We start from the raw sequence: 19,666 nt of genomic DNA on the forward strand, positions 1-19,666 counted from the left end.
TTTAATTAAGGGTTACCTGTAAAGTGTAAAGTGTCCAACAAATTCTTTATCAATATTTGGGTCGTTTGTTTTTACTACAAACCAGTAATCACCTGTTGGCAACTCGTGTCCGTTGTATCTACCATCCCAAACTTGTCCAACATGGTATGTTGCGACTTTACGTCCATAGCGGTCAAAAATATCAAAGGTTAGGTTCGGGTAATTTTCTGTACAGCCAGGTGCCCAAGTATCGTATTCTCCATCACCATTTGGTGTAAACCAGTTTGGGATACAGATTTCGACAAATTCTAATTCAATTTGCGCCTCAGCACTACAGCCATTACTGTCGGTTACAACGATGGTGTAAACCCCAGTTTCTGAAATTAAGAAGGTGTTGTCACTACCATAATCTTCACCGTTCATAGTAAAAGTATAGTCACCAGTTCCACCTGAAGCATTGGCAATAATCTCGTTGATTTCACCTTCAGACAATGCCAAAGCAACATCATCGTAAGCTACTATATCAAAGAATTCCGTAGTTTGAATACAACCATTGGTATGTCTTACATTTATATAATGATCCGTTCCTACTGGTACATCTGCAAACACATTGCTCAATTGGTAAGGGCCACCATTTAGCGAATAATCCAAATCTGATAAATCAGTAATAGAATCATCCACGGTTACAGTAATCATATTGCTCTGAATGTTATCCTCGCATATCGCTTCAACTACAATTTCTGGGTTGATGGTTACGGATTCTGGAAACGTAATATTCCATTCGGATTCACAACCTTCGGCATCACGTATGTAAACGATATGATCGCCGCCTTCAAGATCTGTAAAGTCGAAAACAGTCTGCGTTGCACCTCCAGTAGTGTAAGGACCATCGTAGTTATCTAAGCTCACATTGTAAGGAAGATTTCCACCAGAAATATCAATACTGAATTCACCATTAGTATCTCCTTCACAGACTTCTGGGAATAATGAATCTGCAACAATGGTAATGATAACAGGCTCTGGACTTGAAATCGTAAAATTGAAGGTTAGGTAACAACCCAATTCATCTTGAACAATTAAATCATAATCACCAGGTGCTAAATCTTCAAAAATGTTGGTTTCAAAAAATTGATTCAATTGAGGTGAAATGGCATATTTAATTATTCCTGTTCCACCAGTAGCTGTAATCTCAACGGAACCGTTTTCGTTTCCTGCACAAGTAACATCACTGACTTCAATCGTAGCTTCTAACTGAGTTGAAGGTTCTGTAATGCTTATTGGAGCAGAAGTAGTGCTACAATCACCACTTTCTACCATAACAATATAATCTCCGGCTACAAGTTCAGTAAAATGACCAGGACTGTTCTGCGTTGCAGAAATTGGGTTCCCTGAACCATCTTGTAACGTATAACTATAATCTCCTAATCCACCTTGAGCAGTGGCTATAATTGATCCATTGTTATCACCAGCACAATTAATGGTTGGATTAGAAGATTCTAGATTAATCACTAACTCAGGTAGTGGATCAACTGTAATTTCGTTTGATGCATTAGAAATACAACCATTGGCATCTCTAACATAAAAGGTGTAAGTTCCTTCTGCTACAGTAAAAGTTGTTGATGAATTAAAACTTCCTAAAGTTGTTGCAAAGTTACTTGTATCACTATATTCATATGGTCCTGTTCCTCCAGAAGCACTCAATGTCAATGTCGATTCTGTTAAACATGTTTGAGTTGATGCCCTTACTAAGTCAACATCGAGCGGAGTAGGATTAGCAATAACAATATCCAAAGATGTCATTTCACAATCAAAACCATCAGTAATAGTTACCGAATACGTTCCTGCACCTAAATCATTAAATACATTCAACGTTTGTGGACCAGAAGAACTAACCACAGGTGAAATGGTGTTAAGCGTATAGGTATAATTACTGCCTTGTCCACCAGATACCGTTGTAATTGTAATGCTTGCATCTTGGTCGCCAAAACACGCAAGCTCATTTGTGCTTGGTGTAAAGGTTGCTGTAATAGGATTTGGCTCATCTAAAGTTATGGTTTCTGAGGCAATACAACCTTCTGCATCTCTAACGTTTACAGTATATGTTCCTGCAGATAAATCCGTAAATGCATTATTTGAAGAGTAGGCTGCAGTAGCATCTCCTGTTAGTTCGTATTCATAATCTCCCCAACCACCATCTGCAATAGCAGTAATGGTTCCTTGGTTGTTATTACAGGTTACATTAGAGGTCTCTGAAAGATTAAGCGTTAAAGCTTCTTGTGGAGATGAAATCACAATATTCGCCGTATTTGAACAGAACGGTACATTTGTTTCTGTAATGACTACTGAAAACGTACCAGCTTGCATTCCTGTAACCGTTAACGGATTGGTAGAAGTGTTAGCATTCACCACACCAGTAACCGAAGTACCTAAACTATCGAAAACTTCATAGGTGTAAGCACCTGTATAGTTTGTAACATTAATATCAAAAGTTCCTGTATTATCACCGAAACATGTTACACTTGAGGATGTTAAAGTAAACATCGGAAGTATAGCTTCAGGTACTGAAACCGTTGTTTCTGAAGTACAAGATAAAACTGTGTCGGTTATTGTGATAGTGTAAATTCCTGATGGTACACCATTGAACGTGTTTCCACTTAAACTGATTGAAGCAGGGTTCGGTGAAATACTATAAGTATAAGAACCTGAACCACCAGAACCTGTTACGGTAATCTCACCATCATCATTATTACATGATGGTAATGCTGTAACATCTGCAGCTATATCAAGAGGCTCATCAATATCAACAGAAATTAAATTACCACAGCCGTAAGCATCTTGTATTTCAATAGTATGTGTACCTGCAAATACATTTGAAATGGTAAATGGAGCTGTTTGTGTTTGAAATGCTCCACCGTTAATACTATAGCTATAAGGTGCAGTACCTGCTGTATCTAAAGTAACTTCAATTTCGTAGTTACCATCTGTAATTTCACACGGATTATTCACTGTTGCAGAAATCACAGGTGAATCGTCCATATCCACTATGGTCACTGGACTAGATACTACACAACCATAATCATCTAAGACATGAACATAATAACTACCAGCATCAACGTTAAACGTGCTTGTTGAATCCCAACCTGTATCTGAAGCAAGTGGAGGAGTAGCCGTTGTTGTAATTTGATATTGATAAGGAGGAGTACCATTTTGACCTATAGTACTTATAACTCCTGAGTTTGGATTACAATTCGCATTTTGATCTACTGAAACTGTTAAATCCAATGGCTCAGCAGATTCTAAAATCTCAAAGATTTGAGAAGCTGAGTTACAACCGTTAAACGATCCTGTACCATTTTCAGTAAACACAATATAATATTGCCCAGGCGTTAATGTGCCAGGACTTGGTGTTGTTACGGTTTCCGGCACACCAAAAGTTACTGGTAAATTTGTTGGGCCATCAACCAATTGATTGTCGTAAGCGGTATATATAGAATAATCTACAGAAGTTGTGGTACTGTCAAAGTTATCAATAGTGAAAGTAACACTTCCGTCATCAGCACCTAGACAACTTACGTTATGTGGTACTACTGAAGATGTTAATGGTGAAGCGGGATCTATGGCTGAATCCGCAGACTCGACATAGTAACAATTTGTTACTAAGTCATGAACCACAAACGTATATACCACGCCAGGTATAAGGTTAGTAAATGTTCTCACATTACCACCTGGTGTATCAGGTGGAAAATATGTTGACGTATAAGGTATAGTGTTGAATTCCAATATCCCGAATTCATAACTACCACTACCAACGGCAGATATTGCTGTGACTTCGGCTGTACCACCTACAGTACAATCTGGCACAGCAACATTGACATTGATATCTAAATCTGATGGAGGAGAAGCTATCGTAATTTGTTGTGACAAACTACATCCATTAGCATCTACAACATTGATGGTGTATATCCCAAAGTTGATGATATTAAACGTATGATCTTCATTTGATGCTGCATTATATGGATTACCCGCAATAACATCATTAAAGTTATTTGAAATATAATAAGTGAATGGCGTCGTACCACCACTTACATTTTCAACTGTAATAGAACCTAATGATGAACCACCTGGATTGTTACAGGTAATATCTACTTTGCTAAGATCAAAGTCTATAGCATCTGGTTCGTTAATTGAAATAGTTTCTGTTGCGGTACAAGAATTGGCATCAGTAATCGTAATGGTATAAGTGCCAGCTGGCAAACTTGATGTTTGCGTACCATAATCCGTACCAGTAGTATCGTTATTAACATTAATAGTAAATGGTGGAGTGCCAGTTGTATTATCTATTGTAATATCTATGGCACCATTGCTATCTCCATTACAAAGAATAGGCTGACTCTGTACTACAGCGCTAAAAGCTGGAGGAGTAATAGGATTAACCGTTATTACAGACGATTCAGCAGTACAACCATTGGCATCAGTTATTAAAAATTGATATGTTCCGGCTGATGCTGTGTTGTAAGTAAATGTAGTACTTGTTGACCCTAATGATGTATAAGGCGCGCCATCAATAGAAACTTCATAGGTGTAAGGTGCAGTACCTGTAATAGTTCCTGTTAGCTCTGCATCTGGTGTTGCGGTACAATCCAATCCTTCAGTTAAAACAACATTCACCGTTGGAGTAGGGATTGGGTCTATAGTAAAGGATTCGCTATAAATACAATCATTTTCATCTCGTACTTGAAATGTATATGTATCTGGAGCTAATCCAGTAAACATATTAGAGGTCTGATAAGGCGTTGTTGCAGAAGCCGGAGCAATAATTTGATACTCCAATACTCCAGTTCCTCCAGTTACACTCGTGATTGTAACATCACTTGTCATTGCAGGACATGTCACAGCTGTGCTAGAGAATTCTAAATCTGTCGGTGGATTAAGGGCATCAATAGTAATTTCATTGGTAATCGCTGTACAATCATTATCATCTCTAATTGTGATAGTATAAGTACCTTGAGTTAAATCATTGAATACATTACTTGTTTGAAATGTAGTTCCATCGATACTATATTCATAAGGTGGAGTTCCTCCTGAAACACTTGTAACTGTTATTGTTCCATTGCTTAAACATGTATATAGTGCAGAGAGTTCTGCCGTACCTGATATAGCTATGTTTTCGATTATGGTTACAGTTTGTGGAGTCGTTGTACATACGGCAGGTCCTGAGGTATATTGTAATACCACATCATAATTCTCTGCTGTAAGCCCTGTAAATACCGATGAATTAGAAAACGTCGTTCCTCCATCAATACTGTATTCAATACTATTGCCATTAGGGTTTGTTACATCTATAGAAACAGTTCCTGTATCTCCTGTGTCACCGCATAAAATATCAGTGGTTAGGATAGTAAATTCAGGAGCTGGTATTTCATCAACCGTAATCGTTGTACTCGCACTACAGTTATTGGAATCTACTACTGTAATGTCATACACGCCAGCAGAAGTCACTACATATTCTGGTACCGTTTGAAAATCCGTAGTACTGTTTATGTAGTAAAAATATGGAGGCGTTCCACCTTCAGGATATATGGTTATTTCACCTTCTGTACAGCTTAAAGGCACTGTTAATGCTGCAGTAACTGTAAGTAAAAGTGGTTCAACAATAGTAACATCTTCAGAGTGTAAACATCCGTTTTCAGTTTCAACTGTCGCTGTGTAAGTGCCAGGATTTAAGTTTTCAAAAGTGTATGTATTATCCATGATTGGACCCACAGTGTTTACTATGGTTCCATTTTCTTCCAATGTAAAGGTGTATTGAGGATCAACATCATTCGCAGCTAATTGAATACTTCCTTTCTCACCAAAACATAAAGGCTGAGAAACGGTCGAGGTCACCGTAAAATCTCTATCCCTAATTTGAACATCTGGTACAGTGAAAATACAAGGGTTGGTTGGTACACCAATCTGTCTTACATATACTGAATACGTGCCAGCAACTGTAACCGTAAATACATTACTTGTTTGATAGTTGATACCATCAATACTGTATTCATATCCAGAAGGGACGTCGTTTACAGTAATACTTCCATCGGTAGTACAAATAATATCGGTTGCAACTACAGTTGGCACCAATAAGTTTTGATATACATTGAAATAGAATTGATTAAAACATCCACCAGGATAGTTAATCGTTAATCTGAATTGCCCTGATGTATCAGCTAAAAAATTTGGTCCTGTTGCAACTTCGTTCCAAGTACAACCTGGATCTTCGTTGGCACAATCTGTATCTGAAACTGCAGCACAACTAGACTCGTCTAACTGCTCCCATATGATAGATGTGGAATCTGAAATATTGGTTTCAATAAATCTTGAATCATCAGCACCACATAAAAAGATAAGCGGTAATTCTTTACCATCATTAGGACAGATAACAACTTCATCAGCATAAGGAATAACAGGATTTTCTACATCTCCACCAAAAAGCTGTACTTCATAAATCTGCTCTATGGATTGGCATGGCGCAATAGCATTATTAAACGAATAATATGTTCCGGTAGAAGTTACTGTAATCGTTTGAGTATTTCCTATTACTGGCGTGCCAGATGGACTTGTTGACCACGAGTAAGAGTCATAACCATTAGCAGCCGTTAATTCTACACTATCACCACAAAGTATAACCTCTTCAAGAAATTCACAGTCTAAATCTGCCAAGAAATTAGTGGCTTGCGGCGATATTAAACAACCTGTATTGCTATTTAAACTTGGATCGTCTGTAATCTGAAAAGTAGGATTGTAAAATCCATTATATGTAGCATAAGCCTGATTGTTAATAATATTAGAACATGCATCAGCTAATTCACCACAAGTATCAACAACTTGTACTTCTATTCTAATTTCATATACTGGATCGTTTTCTTCGACTAGTGAATTGTCAATATCAAAAATAAGTTCTCTTGTAACTGGATTATAACTATTAACAGTTACACCAGGAGGTAACACTAAATCTGTAGGATGATTGTAAATAATGTTTATCGGAAGTATATCCCTAATTTGAAAATTAGTTGCGTGATCATTTCCTACATTTTGAAAACCTATAACATAATTTAATGAGGAACCAAGGCCAACTAGTTGACCTCCAATATCGTTTCCTGCATCGTCTTCTACAAGTTTTGTGAGTACAATATCTGGTTCAATAATTTCAACTGCAAAGGCAAAGAAGTATGGAAAATAGGTATCACCGCTGGTTTCCAAACGTATAGTTCCCGAAGTTGCATCATTGGCAATGACGGAATTGCTTGGATTAGGTATAGCTATTGTACCTGTGTCAAACCCTAAAGTATTGGTACTGTTTGGCACACGGTTATTTACTGGAGTGGCATCTAATCGTGTTACAGAGCTATTGAAAAAGTTAGCCACAGGACGGTCTGCGGTAGATAAGCTTACACCATTTAATCGCAATCTATCTCCTAAAATAGGACTGTCACCTTCTAATGTTGCAAAAGCAAAGTTTGCTCTAACCGGAGCAGGAGCAGGAACAGTTCTAAATCCATCAACAGGAATATCTAGTGTTGGATTGTTTCCTGGAACACTAATAGCACTAAAACCATCAAAACTTGTAATGGATTTTCCAGGAAGCGTTGGGTCTTCGTAAACTATAAAAAGTGACCAACCAGCAGACTGGCCAGTACCGTTATAAGGATCGAAATTTGCTGTTTCTCCTAAACCAGAAGAAACGTTTGCCACAGTATAAGTTCCTAAATCAACACCAGGACCATAACTTGTTACAATATCGGTAACATCTGCAAAGCAGGCATACGAAAAACTATCACCACCATCAATAGTAGTGCCATTGGCATCAAAAATAAGAGTACCTGTAATGTCATTATAGCCACCGACAGGGCCTTTAAATCTTACTTCTGTTATAGGCTCATCACCTGGGTTTACAGCTCCCCAATATAAACCTGCGTAAATAATCCTATAACAATTTGGATTGGGAATTTCTAAATCTGCACTGGAGGAACTGAATGTAGAAGGATCTCCATCTATATCGATATACTGCATATCGACATTGTGATTATAAACAGTTCCGTCGTTGAAAGGATCATTATTTGGTCCCAAAATATTGTTACCAATTAATACAATGTCTCCCTTTAGATCTTGGTTGAACCTTGGCGTAAATGGCACATAATTTTGCGCAAAAGACGCCATACCAAAGCACATAACCATTAGTGCTATAATAATAGTTCTTGAAAAAGTAGGTTTTTTCATGATACTTAATTTTACTTCCTCACTTTTTCTTGGGGCAATAAAAAAGCGAAGAACAGCTTAACTTATTTAATTTTCTATTTTCACGAGGGTCATGTTTACATTATACGGTCTATTTCCTTTAGTTTCCATAACTTTATTGGCAGCATTAATGCTGTCAAACTTGTTATAGTATATGTAGTAGTTACTAGTATTGACATCATAGAAGAAATCTACATCTACACGCCCTGAAGCTACTACCTTGGTTAAAAATTCATTTCGTTTTTTAATATCGCTATGTACTGCTATAATGAGATAGTATCCATTATCAGCATTCTTAACATTCTTTAATATCTTGATATTATCACTTTGCGGTTCACCAAAATCAAAATCTTCAGAGGTATATGGAGTCTGTACTGGCTTAGTTGTACGCTTTATATTCTGTAACATAGCTCTATCTTGAGCGTACCTATCTGCTTCATTATCATAAGCAGCACGCTTAATTCTTCTTCTTTTTTCAAATTCAGTTGCAATTCTAATAGTCTCTAGTCTTGTGTCTAACTCTTGTCTCAGTTCTACAGCTTTCAATTGGTCTTTAGCCAAACCTTCAATTTTTCTCTTGTAGAAGAGATTGACTTCATCTAACTGAGTTGTCTTATATCTTTCTTCATAAAGTGTTTGTAACGAATCTATCTTTTTGTTTCTTGATTCTATAATTGCATCAAGATCAGATTTAATAGCATTTAGCTTGTTATTTTCTGCCGTAACACTTTTAAAAGGTTTTGGTTGTACTGTTATACCTTGGTCACTTAAATCGTTTTCTTCTTTTAAATCTTTTAAGTCTTCGTTTTTAATTTCCACTATTTCTTCAAACTCATCCAATAATTTAGATTGTTGTTCTTTAGTCGTTTCTGTTTGTTCAGCTAAAGCAACCATTGTTTTACCAATCTCATCTGTTGGCTTAGTAGTTAATGCTTCTTTAGCTTTAGCATCCGTTTCTTCTTTTAATTGCTGTTGTTCTGCCAATTCTTTAGCCTTAGCATCAGCCTCTTCCTTAGCTGTTTGTTCGGCCAATAGCCTTGCTTGTTCAGCAGCAGCTTCTCTTGCTTTTTGCTCTTCTAACTGTTTTGCTATAGCTTCTGCTTCCTCCTTAGCTTTTTCTTCGGCTAACTGCTTAGCCTTAGCTTCAGCTTCTTCTTTTGCCTTTTGCTCTGCCAGTAATCTTGCTTGTTCTGCAGCTTCTTCCTTAGCTTTCTGCTCTTCAAGCAATTTCGCTCTGGCCTCGGCTTCTGCTTTAGCTTGTTCTTCTGCTTCTTTTGCCAGTTGCTCTTCTAATAGTTTAGCTTCCTTCGCAGCTTCTTCTCTTGCTTTTTGTTCTGCTAATTGTTTGGCTTTTTCCTCAGCTTCTTGCTTAGCCTTTTGCTCAGCTAAAACTTTAGCTCTGGCCTCTGCACGCGCTCTCTCTCTTTTATCAGCCTCAATTTTCGCTTTTGCTTCGGCTTCCTCCTTAGCTTTTTGCTCTTCTATCTGCTTAGCTTTAGCTTCTGCTTCAGCTTCTCTTTTGGCCTTTTCCTCTGCCTCTTGTTGTGCTTTTGCTTCTGCAAGAGCGTTAGCCTCAGCTTCTTTTTTAGCTTTTAGTTCTGTTTCCTTATCCAATTCTGCCTGAGCTCTTCGTTCAGCAGCACGTTCTCTTATTCCTGCAAGTTCTTCTTCTGAGGCCTCAACGATTGGTTTGTTACGTTTTTTAGAGAATAATCCGCTTACTTTTTCATCTCCACTATAATCATATTTCTTCTTGGTTATAAATCTATAAGCTAGAGTAAATTCATGTGAAGGTCCAAAATCTACAAATTCGCCAATTGCTTTTTCAATATTATATTCTAGAGCAATATTCTTAGTAACATTCAAACCTAAACCACCAGAAACTCCAAAGCGACTGTTATAACCTACTTGAAACCAAATTCCTTTAGGAACATTAAGTGAGGCTAAACCAGAAATGATCGTTTCATCTTTTCTGAACTCTGACATTAAAATTCCTGAAAATTTAGCTTTCTCAAAAAATCCTTGGCCATCAAAAAAACCTGTGTGCATTACGTGAGCTTGAATCCCTTGTTTTGGATCATCTTTAATCATTTCTGATGATTCAAAATTATAAAGCACTAAGTTATTTACTGAAATACCAAAGTCTAAGAGTCTTGTTCCATAATTAATTCCTGGGTTAACCGTAAGCAAAAAGTTTTCAGGTACATTTTGTAGCGATGGGTCATCAAAATTTGTAACCACATTACCTGTATTGATACCACTTTTATAAGCTCCAACATTAAGTCCAAAAGTTAGATTGCTGTCTGTATTTAATTTAACGTTGTATGCAAAGTTCAATAAACCTCCAAAGGTGGTTAATACACCATAGTTTTGTTGATACGCGGCAATACCAGCACCAATATTTTCAGAGAAACGACCTGAGTAGCTACCTACAAATGTTTCAGGAGCATTATCAAACTGTATCCATTCGCGTTTGTTGTTAAAACTTATGTATTTGTTTTGTTCTCTAACAAAAGAGAAGGTAGGGTTAATAGCATAGCGATTAAAAACCAAAGAGTTTCTTATTGGTAAATCAAAAGAAACTACGCCATCATCTTGTTGGGAGAACAGTATCTGCATAGAGCAGAATAACAGGATCAATATGGTGAGATGTGCTTTCATTTTATTTCACTACTGTTATTGATCCTTTTTTTACATCTCCGTCTGTTGTTGTAATAATATAGTAGAACACCTGATTTATACTGGTTAAGTTTAAATCGTTTTCTGGCCAATTATTCTGGTAGTCTATGGTTTGATAAACCACTTTACCTTGTTCGTTTAAAATCACAACTTCCGTGTTGGTTCCCGTAGTGTATTCTAAGGGTAGAACCCAAGTATCGTTTGTAAAATCACCGTTTGGGCTAATTACATTTGGTATTTTTTCTACATCTGGAAATGGATCTATACCTTCCTCAACGGTAAATTCGTATATCCTTGAGCCTTCACAACCTGAAGTTTCAGATATGACTACTGTATAATCTCCAAATTCTGTAATATCATAAGTGTTATCATTAGCGTCTGCAATGATTTGGGTATTGAAATACCATTGAAACTCTGGACTTATGGCTGTATTTGTTATTTCTACTGAAAGCGTTTCTCCATCAATTAAATGGTTGACTACATCCACATTGATTTCACTTTCAAAAAGCTCACTTTCTAAATCTATAGAACCTGAAGCTGAGCAATCTCCTAAATCTACCTGAACCGAAAACGTACCAGACTCATCAGTTTGGTACATTTGATTTGTTGCATCAGGAATTTCCACACCGTCTTTAAACCATTGATAGCTATTACCACCAATTGTGCTAAGTGTTGTAAGCCCTTGCTCTGGGCAATAAGGATTACCCAAACTAGAAGCTATAGTTGCTTCAGCCTCTCCCGAAGAACTGGCTTCACTGATAGTTACTCGATTAGAAAATGAATCTGAAGTGCAGCTACTATAATTTGTTTCTACAAAATAAGTACCTTCTTCACTTACCGATAGGGAAGGACCTTCAGCTACAAATACTGATGTAGTAGAACTTGTTTCTTTATACCAATTAAATGTTAAAGATGGGTAGTTAAGTGGAGAATCGTTATTTCCGGTTCCTGGGTTATCAATAGTAAGCAGGTAGCTTCCGCCCGTACAATAAGCTCCTGTTGACACAAGGTTATTGATTGAAAAAGGTGAATCCTGTAATTTGTAATATGCTGCAAAAGCTGCAGAAGAAGAACTTGTTGCGACTGGCGACGTACTTTTAACACGAATCCTATAATTCTCTCCTGCCGTAGTTTCCGGTATAGAAAAATTTAAGGTAGCAGGTGAATCAGTAACCGATCCAGGTGAGGATGTGTAAACTGTAGTAGAATTAGAAAAGTCACCATCTGCATCAGACATTTCAATAATAAACTGATTTGAAGCATTGACAGCAGACTCTGGTGAGAAAACAAATGTTACGTCATAAGAATTGAAGGATTCGCTTGCACAAGCCTGGCTAAAACCTAAATTAGGTTGGCCAATTACCAATTGCGCATTCGCCTGTTCTTGAAATAAAAGAACAGTAAAGCAAAGTCCAATAATTAATCCGTTAACATTAGTAATTTTAAGCATTCTGTCTTCTCGTATTTTTCTAATCTATAAGCTGTTATAATTTGTTGTTTGAAAATTTTATTGAGGGTTTGTTCAATAAAAATCAATCACTAGAATAAAATTGAATTACTCTAGCGGTTTTGATTAATCTTCATCGTCGTCGTCAATAAAATCATTTGAAGCAATAATTCTATTTACTTGTAATCTAAAATCAGGATTTCTGCTGTCTTTGGCATCGATGAATGTTTCGTCATCAGAGCCTTTAGCGTATAGGTTATCAAAAGCTCTACTACCATACCAGCTTTCTAAATCGTCATTATTTGTATATCCTTTTCTATAGATATTTCCTTTACAGTTATTAAAGTAAGTTCTTGTAAACTGTATTTTTTCAAGGTTTTGATTATTAAGTTGAATTTGGTCATCAAAAATTACTGCTGGATAAAACCCAGAAATAACACTCTTGTTAATGGCGAATGATGCATCAGCACCTATGTAAATGGCTTCTTGCACCAATCCAACTTTAATATCAGATCTTAGATCATTGGAAATATTCACCAACGTTAAGTTTTCTGCATTTACAAAAGTTTGCCTTTTAGAAGTGTCTGCATCTTCTTTATTATCGTAAGATTTTACAACCATACAACGCGATCCATCAGCACTAGAGATGTAAGGTGATCTAATTGCTAAAGAGTTAATTAGCTGGCATTGTGTACCGTAATTAAATTCATAATCGTTTCTGCTAGATCTGTATGATACTAATTGTTCTAAAATTGCTGAGCCACCAAGGATATTAAATGAATTGCCAGCACTATAGCTGACCATTACATTTTCTATAACGGTTTTGTTACCTACACCAGCTAACGTCAATGCATTAAAGTACCCATATTGCTTGGTTCTTTTTCCTGCAAATTCAATTCTCACATATCTTAAGATGCCTGAATTGCTTTCAGAATTATAGCCACCAAAGCCTATGTCTTCAGTTGATGATGGACGAAGTCCGTAATTAAGTGAAGATAGTTTGCCATAAGTGTTCAATGGCGCATCGCCCAGAATAAAAAGTCCGCCCCAATCACCTGGTTTTTTATTGCTTCTACTTGATGTAAAAATAATAGGATCGGTTTGGGTGCCATTAGCGATTATTTTAGAACCATTACTTATTGTTAGAGAACCTTTAGACTCAAAATCACCAATGATTACAGTTCCTGGTTCAATTGTTAATGTTGTACTATCAGTAACAAATACATCACCTAATAGTAGATACACATCTCTTTTAACAAGCTTGGTGTCTTTTGTAATATTACCACTCAAAATCTGAGTAGGTTCACCATAGTCTGGTTGACTAGGTTTAAATTCTGTCCATGAATTTAGCCAATTACTATAGCCAATTATTCCTTTTTCCTGCTGTGCAAAAGCAGTGCTAAACACTAGTAGAAAAATAAGCGCGGTTTGAATAAAATTTTTCATAGTCGTTTAATTCGTTATGTTAGATATTTTTGGTTTTTTCAACTAATTGCCTCAAACATAGGAATAAAACCTATGAAATACAAGAAAATATCGATGAAATACACATATTTTATATTACTTTAATCTTTTTCCTACAAAAAATTAGGTTTTTAAGACAAGAACAGGGTAAGTTTAATTCACTGTTTATCAGTGTTTTGAAAATATAATAAAGAATAAAAAAAACCTCACAAAATTTGCGAGGTTTAATTATAAAATTCTAGTGACTTAATCTTCCTTAAAATCGTTGTATGTATGTAACGCCTTTAATGTTGATTCATAGAACAAAATTGCGGCTATTAAGTCATTAGTATCAGAATAGGGGAGTATTTTGGTCTGATATTCGACAGTACTTTCAAAGTAGTTGTCAGAAGCTTCCATATTATCTTCTAATGCTTTCTTATTTTCTTTGGTTTCAGGAATCCCTAAAGACGCCATGGTAACACCAGGTTTGGTAGCAAATGCAATATTAGGTAGAATATTTACAATGACTTCTATACGTTCTATATATAGAGTCAGTAGTTCACCTTTAGACATTTCATCTAATTGCTCGCGGCTATGGTACTTAGAAATATTAACCTTGCCACTTATAATACTTTGTGACTGGTCTTTTTTCTTTTTAGATTCTTCATTTTTTTGAGCATGACCTAGACCTATCATAAGGAAAAAGATTGCACTAAATAAAGTAAGTTTTGCTTTCATATTTATAGTTTTGATTTGGACTAACGGAGACAAATCTATACAAAATATTAAGAAAAACAACTAAAATTCATGTTTTTTCATGAAAAAATTTTAACACTTTAAATACATATTTCATGGATAAACTGCGTATTTAGTGGATTAAGTGCATATTTTACCGACGAAATACTTAGCTGTTTTTTTTCGAAAATTAAAGTGTAATTCACTATAGAAAAATCAAAAAAACCAGCATATTTTTCTTCAGATTTTATTGCTTTTGAAGAACTTTCATAATTATTTTTTAAATCACAATTCGTAATTTTTTATTGATTCAACTATAGTATTTCATCGTTGATTTTTGCATTTATTTTCATTTTATCGCAAAAATTTGGCATTTATATGATTTTTAGGGAATTAGAGATTTTTTGAAGCAATTTTGGTGCAACCCAAATCTTAAACAACCATGAAAAATCTTATTGTAGCATTTTGCCTCATCTGTTTTTATAGTGCTGTTAATCCAATATCTGCACAAGAAAGTCCTATTTACGATAGAGCAGAAGACCTGCTGAGTAACACAGATACAATTCCAGATTTTAGATCTAAAACCAATAAACTAAAACTAACTGGTGTCATTTACCAAAGTGACGGTGTAACTCCCGCTAAGGATGTCATTATATTTATTGAACAACCAGATGAAAACGGTGATTTTGATTTAAGGCAATCTGGTGATGATCGTTATGTGTTTCATAGAAGTTGGGTAAAAACGGATGAAGATGGTAGATATACGTTCTACACATTTGTTCCTGGTAATGATAGACGCTATAATCAAATGCAACAAATCTTTCCGATTATAAAAGAGGCTTCTAAACCAGAAGTACAATTAGAATCTTTACTATTTGATGAAGATCCTTTATTGACAAAAAGATGTAGAAAGCGTTTGATTAAAAAAGGACAAGAAGCAAGAATTTTAAACATAGAGAAAGAAGATGGCATGTTGGTTGCCAGTAAAGATATTGTATTGCCTGAGCATACTGAACCGAACTCATAAGTCAGCATACATTAATTAACCGTAAAAGCTCTGAATTACTATTCAGGGCTTTTTTTATGTATAAACATTACGCTTTGAGAAAAAATAAAACTAAAAAATTTTATCTTTAGCTATCCCTTAATAATTCCCTGTTATTAATTCTATTGACACATTTCATATCTAATTTGCAGATATGCTTGTATTGTTATAAACTAAAAGGTAAACAACTATGTCTCAATCAAACACATTTCATTTAGGTTTAACTATGGCTGGTGCTGTTTCAGCCGGAGCTTACACAGCGGGCTTTATGGATTATATCCTGGAGGCTTTATCAGAATGGGAAAAGGCAAAACAATTAAAAAAAGAGCATATTCCTAATCACAATGTTGTCATCGATGCCATCGGAGGAGCATCAGCTGGAGGTATGGTAAGTATGATTACTGCTCTGGCTCTCTGTGATGGCAACCTTAAACCTGTTAAGAAAAAGTCGAGTATCAAAACAGGAAATATCCTTTACGACAGTTGGGTGTTTTTAGATGATGATGAAAGTCTCTACGATGGAAGTGGAGGTGGTGAAACCACTTTTAAAAAAATGCTCTCTAACTCTGATTTTAAAGATAATAAAGGTGCACCATCATTACTGAACTCAAAACCTATAGACAGAATTGCCGAGAAGGTTTTTGAGCAACTACCACAAGATGCGAGTAAAGATAATTTCCCAAGTTATATTTCTAAGGACCTAAGAATATTGCTGACGGTAACGAGCTTACGCCCTGTGGATTACAAAATTAAGTTGAGTAGGATAAAATCTAAATTTCTAGATTCAACCCCAGGACATCGCATAAGCAATCATGATATTGTTGCTCATTTTAAGGTGAATTATGATGAAATTAAGGACAAGAATCAATTTCTGCCCTTTAAACCATTATCCCCAACTTCAGATTCTAAATCTAACAGGGACTTCTTAGTTAAGGTGACAAAAGCTACAGGAGCATTCCCTGTCGGATTGGCACCTCGTTATTTTGATACTGAATTTCCCACCGAGTACATACAGAACAGTTTAAAGAAACGGAAGGCTTTTACGGCGAGCATGGATTTAGAGTTTGAAAAAGACTTGAAAAAGAACTTTCAGTTCACTGCAGTAGATGGTGGTGCCATAAATAATGAACCTTTCGATGAAGTGCTACGCTGTCTTGAAGAAAACCACGGCCTTGAAGATGCCAAAAACCCAAAATACGGAACAGTGTTGATTGATCCCTTTCCAAATTTTGAAGATGAGATCATTAATTCAACACCAGATTATAAAAAGACAAGTATTATGGATATTGTGGGTTATTTGGTACCTACAATTTTAAATCAGGCTCGAAACAAACAGAGTGACACTTTCGCCTCAGGGATTTTTAAGATTATGGCTTTTCCAAGAAAATTAAAATTGGGCCAGGTTGATGAAGAAGTGGATCATCCACCTTTGGCAACAGGAGGTATCGGAGGTTTTGGAGGTTTTTTGGATATTGAATTTAGAAAGCACGATTTTTTTCTCGGCCGCAAAAATGCCAGAAACTTTTTAAGAGGTGTATTCTTTACAGAATGTAATCCTACTGATCCTAATAATTTATTTCATGGTATCAGCGCATCGGCTATTGAGGAATTCAGTAGAGTAGTGGACGGCAAAACCTATATGCCTATTATACCGGATGTGAGTAAGTTAGATCCAAATGATGATCCTAATCCTACAAAATATGAAATTCAGGATTTTCCTAAGTTTAATGCAAAAGCCTTTAGAGCTTTAGAGAAACCAATTAAAAATAGAGTCAAAGCTATTCTCAAAGCGGAACTCAACACGAAATTTTCAGGATTCTTCTGGTGGCTATCTCGTGGCATCTTTATTGGTAAAGTCTCAAGAAAACTTACCAAATGGGTTATGGAAACCATTGAAAAGGACTTTAAAAAGCGTGGAATGTAAACCTCAATTTCATTTGCAACAATTTTTAATTTGATAGCGATAATCGAAGCTAACGATTCATTTTAAATTTAAGGTAGATAAATCATATTGGTTTATCACAACTTTAAAACTAATTGATTATGAGCAAACCATGGCAAGATAAAGCAAAAGGCAATTGGAACATTGCTAAAGGAAAATTAAAACAAGAATGGGGCGAACTTACCGATGATGATTTAGACTATGAAGAAGGTAAGGAAGACGAGCTTCTAGGACGAATTCAAAAGCGTACTGGTGAAACCAAAGACCGTATTAATGACTTTTTGGATAATTTAAAGTACTAATTTCCTAAAAAAGGCAAGATTAACAATCCTACTTCGGTGGGATTTTTTTGTTTATTATTCATATCAATTAAAATCTAAATCTATTGCGTTAAATGTAATGCTACTATATAGCTATTTTAAGTCTTAAAATAAAATATATACTATGATAAAACCTAGAGAAACATCTCCTGAAATAAAAATAAACCTAGTCAATGACACCTTATGGGAATTGAGTGAACAGTCTCCTGAAAATTTCTCACTTATACTATTCTATCGAGGCAAACACTGTCCTATTTGCAAAAAGCAATTGGAAGAACTACAAAAGAAGTTATCGAAGTTTATTGAACGTGGTGTTAATGTTATTGCCATCAGTACTGATACGGAAGATGTAGCCAAAGCTACTTATAATGAGTGGGATATTGCAGATATACCTCTCGGATATGGGTTATCTATTGAAGAGGCTAGAGATTGGGGATTGTTTATCTCCAAAGGTATTAAGGATAGTGAGCCAGAGTATTTTACTGAGCCAGGACTGTTTCTATTAGCTCCTGATCAAACTATATATTGGGAATCCATACAGTCCATGCCTTTTGGAAGACCTAGCTTTAATGATTTATTAGGTGGCATAGATTATATCCTTAAGGAAGATTATCCAGCCAGAGGTGAAGCATAAATAGTCTAACAATTTAAAACAAAAATATTATGAAAGTACAACCATATTTAGCCTTTAAAGGAGATTGTAAAAATGCTTTAGAGCACTACCAATCTATCTTGGGAGGCAACATCGTAAACGAACAAACCTATAACGACGTAGAAGCAGACATACCAGGAAGTTATCGCAATAAGTTACAGCACGCTGAACTCAAAGGTGATGGTTTTCACATTATGGCCTATGATGCGTCACCAGATACACCATTGACCAATGGTACCAACATTAATATGAGTATTGATGCGGAAAGTAAGGACAAGGCGGAAGACATCTTTAACAAGCTTAGCCAAGGCGGTACTGTGCACACACCATTTCAGGAAATGTCTTGGGATGCTTGCTATGGTAGATGTTCTGATAAGTACAATGTCAGTTGGATGGTTAATTTTAAGAAGCAGGGTTAGTTTTATTAGTTAGTTAGCCAGATTATTAATTAGGTCTTTTATTAATTAATAATTGCAAAGCACAGCCTTCTAAAAGGCTGTGCTTTTTATTTAAAAACCATATAAATTTCAATGAAGAAAAAGTGTACGTTATACGGTATAAAGTCGGCATATACCCGAAGGAGATACGGATAAGATACGGAGGAAACATGACGGATCTCTAGAAAATATCCGAATTAAACCCAATAGATGCGCTAATGCTATTGCTAAAAATTGAAATGATTTTATGTAGGTTACTAAGAACGGTCCCAATAGTATGCATCCACAATCCCTACTTTAAGTGCCACCACGTTATCATCATCGCGCCCATTATGGTACCATTTCGCATCTTCGTCCTTCCAAAGAGTATCGATCACAGTTTTTGATGATACATGGCTTGCCAAACCCGTTACAGACAGATATTCGTGATTACTTTCATTAGAAAATGTGAGCAATATTCGTTGGTCTTCTTCAATGCTTTTATAATGATCAGAATCTTTTGTAGACAAGAACCAAAGTATGCCTTTTCCGTCCATTCCTTTTACTGTCATTGGACATACGGTAGGTGAGTCCATTTTTAAATCAGCCACCAACATAGCAATAGGATTTCGTTCTATAATGGATTTTATTTTTTTGATTGCATCGTCACCTTTTAGGTCATTAGTCTTCATGGTTATGATAAGTTGTTTTTGTTCTCTACTAATTTA

Annotated in this window: 11 protein-coding genes; 5 read left to right on the top strand and 6 right to left on the bottom strand. The window is 35.9% G+C overall.

Annotated features, from left to right (window positions below; genetic code table 11):
* Positions 1–12: 12 nt before the first annotated feature.
* From SIB89_RS01640 to SIB89_RS01660, 5 genes are all read right to left on the bottom strand, one after another.
* Entirely contained in the window at positions 13–8,238 is an 8,226-nt protein-coding gene (locus tag SIB89_RS01640; RefSeq protein WP_412560894.1) for a T9SS type B sorting domain-containing protein, read from the bottom strand.
* A gap of 66 nt (positions 8,239–8,304) precedes the next feature.
* Positions 8,305–10,917 carry a PorP/SprF family type IX secretion system membrane protein gene (locus tag SIB89_RS01645; protein WP_412560895.1) on the bottom strand — a complete coding sequence of 871 codons (2,613 nt, stop codon included), beginning with the start codon at positions 10,915–10,917 and terminating at the stop codon, positions 8,305–8,307.
* A 1-nt stretch (position 10,918) separates the two neighbouring features.
* Positions 10,919–12,385 (bottom strand): gliding motility-associated C-terminal domain-containing protein, encoded by a 1,467-nt coding sequence (locus SIB89_RS01650; RefSeq protein ID WP_412560896.1) that lies wholly within the window; start codon positions 12,383–12,385, stop codon positions 10,919–10,921.
* Positions 12,386–12,508: 123 nt separating this feature from the next.
* Positions 12,509–13,828: a hypothetical protein gene (locus tag SIB89_RS01655; RefSeq protein WP_273292285.1), complete on the bottom strand. Its 1,320-nt coding sequence runs from the start codon at positions 13,826–13,828 to the stop codon at positions 12,509–12,511.
* A gap of 264 nt (positions 13,829–14,092) precedes the next feature.
* Entirely contained in the window at positions 14,093–14,566 is a 474-nt protein-coding gene (locus SIB89_RS01660; protein ID WP_155087520.1) for a hypothetical protein, read from the bottom strand.
* 439 nt (positions 14,567–15,005) lie between these two features.
* Between SIB89_RS01660 and SIB89_RS01665 the strand changes: the two genes are divergently transcribed.
* From SIB89_RS01665 to SIB89_RS01685, 5 genes are all read left to right on the top strand, one after another.
* A complete protein-coding gene (locus SIB89_RS01665) occupies positions 15,006–15,590 on the top strand; it encodes a hypothetical protein (protein WP_155087519.1) in 585 nt (194 codons plus the stop codon).
* Positions 15,591–15,798: 208 nt separating this feature from the next.
* Positions 15,799–17,532 (top strand): patatin-like phospholipase family protein, encoded by a 1,734-nt coding sequence (locus tag SIB89_RS01670; protein WP_412560897.1) that lies wholly within the window; start codon positions 15,799–15,801, stop codon positions 17,530–17,532.
* A gap of 119 nt (positions 17,533–17,651) precedes the next feature.
* Positions 17,652–17,852, top strand: a complete 201-nt coding sequence (locus SIB89_RS01675) for a CsbD family protein (protein WP_155087517.1) — start codon at positions 17,652–17,654, stop codon at positions 17,850–17,852.
* Positions 17,853–17,994: 142 nt separating this feature from the next.
* Positions 17,995–18,504, top strand: a complete 510-nt coding sequence (locus SIB89_RS01680) for a peroxiredoxin-like family protein (protein ID WP_412560898.1) — start codon at positions 17,995–17,997, stop codon at positions 18,502–18,504.
* Positions 18,505–18,533: 29 nt separating this feature from the next.
* Complete coding sequence (locus tag SIB89_RS01685; protein ID WP_412560899.1) at positions 18,534–18,941, top strand: VOC family protein; 408 nt, start codon at positions 18,534–18,536, stop codon at positions 18,939–18,941.
* A gap of 275 nt (positions 18,942–19,216) precedes the next feature.
* Here SIB89_RS01685 and SIB89_RS01690 read toward each other — a convergent pair whose 3' ends face one another.
* Positions 19,217–19,630: a pyridoxamine 5'-phosphate oxidase family protein gene (locus SIB89_RS01690; protein WP_412560900.1), complete on the bottom strand. Its 414-nt coding sequence runs from the start codon at positions 19,628–19,630 to the stop codon at positions 19,217–19,219.
* Between the last annotated feature and the right edge of the window lie 36 nt (positions 19,631–19,666).

Origin of the sequence: Winogradskyella sp. MIT101101, from assembly GCF_047126865.1 — a bacterium.
Taxonomy (GTDB): Bacteria; Bacteroidota; Bacteroidia; order Flavobacteriales; family Flavobacteriaceae; genus Winogradskyella; species Winogradskyella ouciana.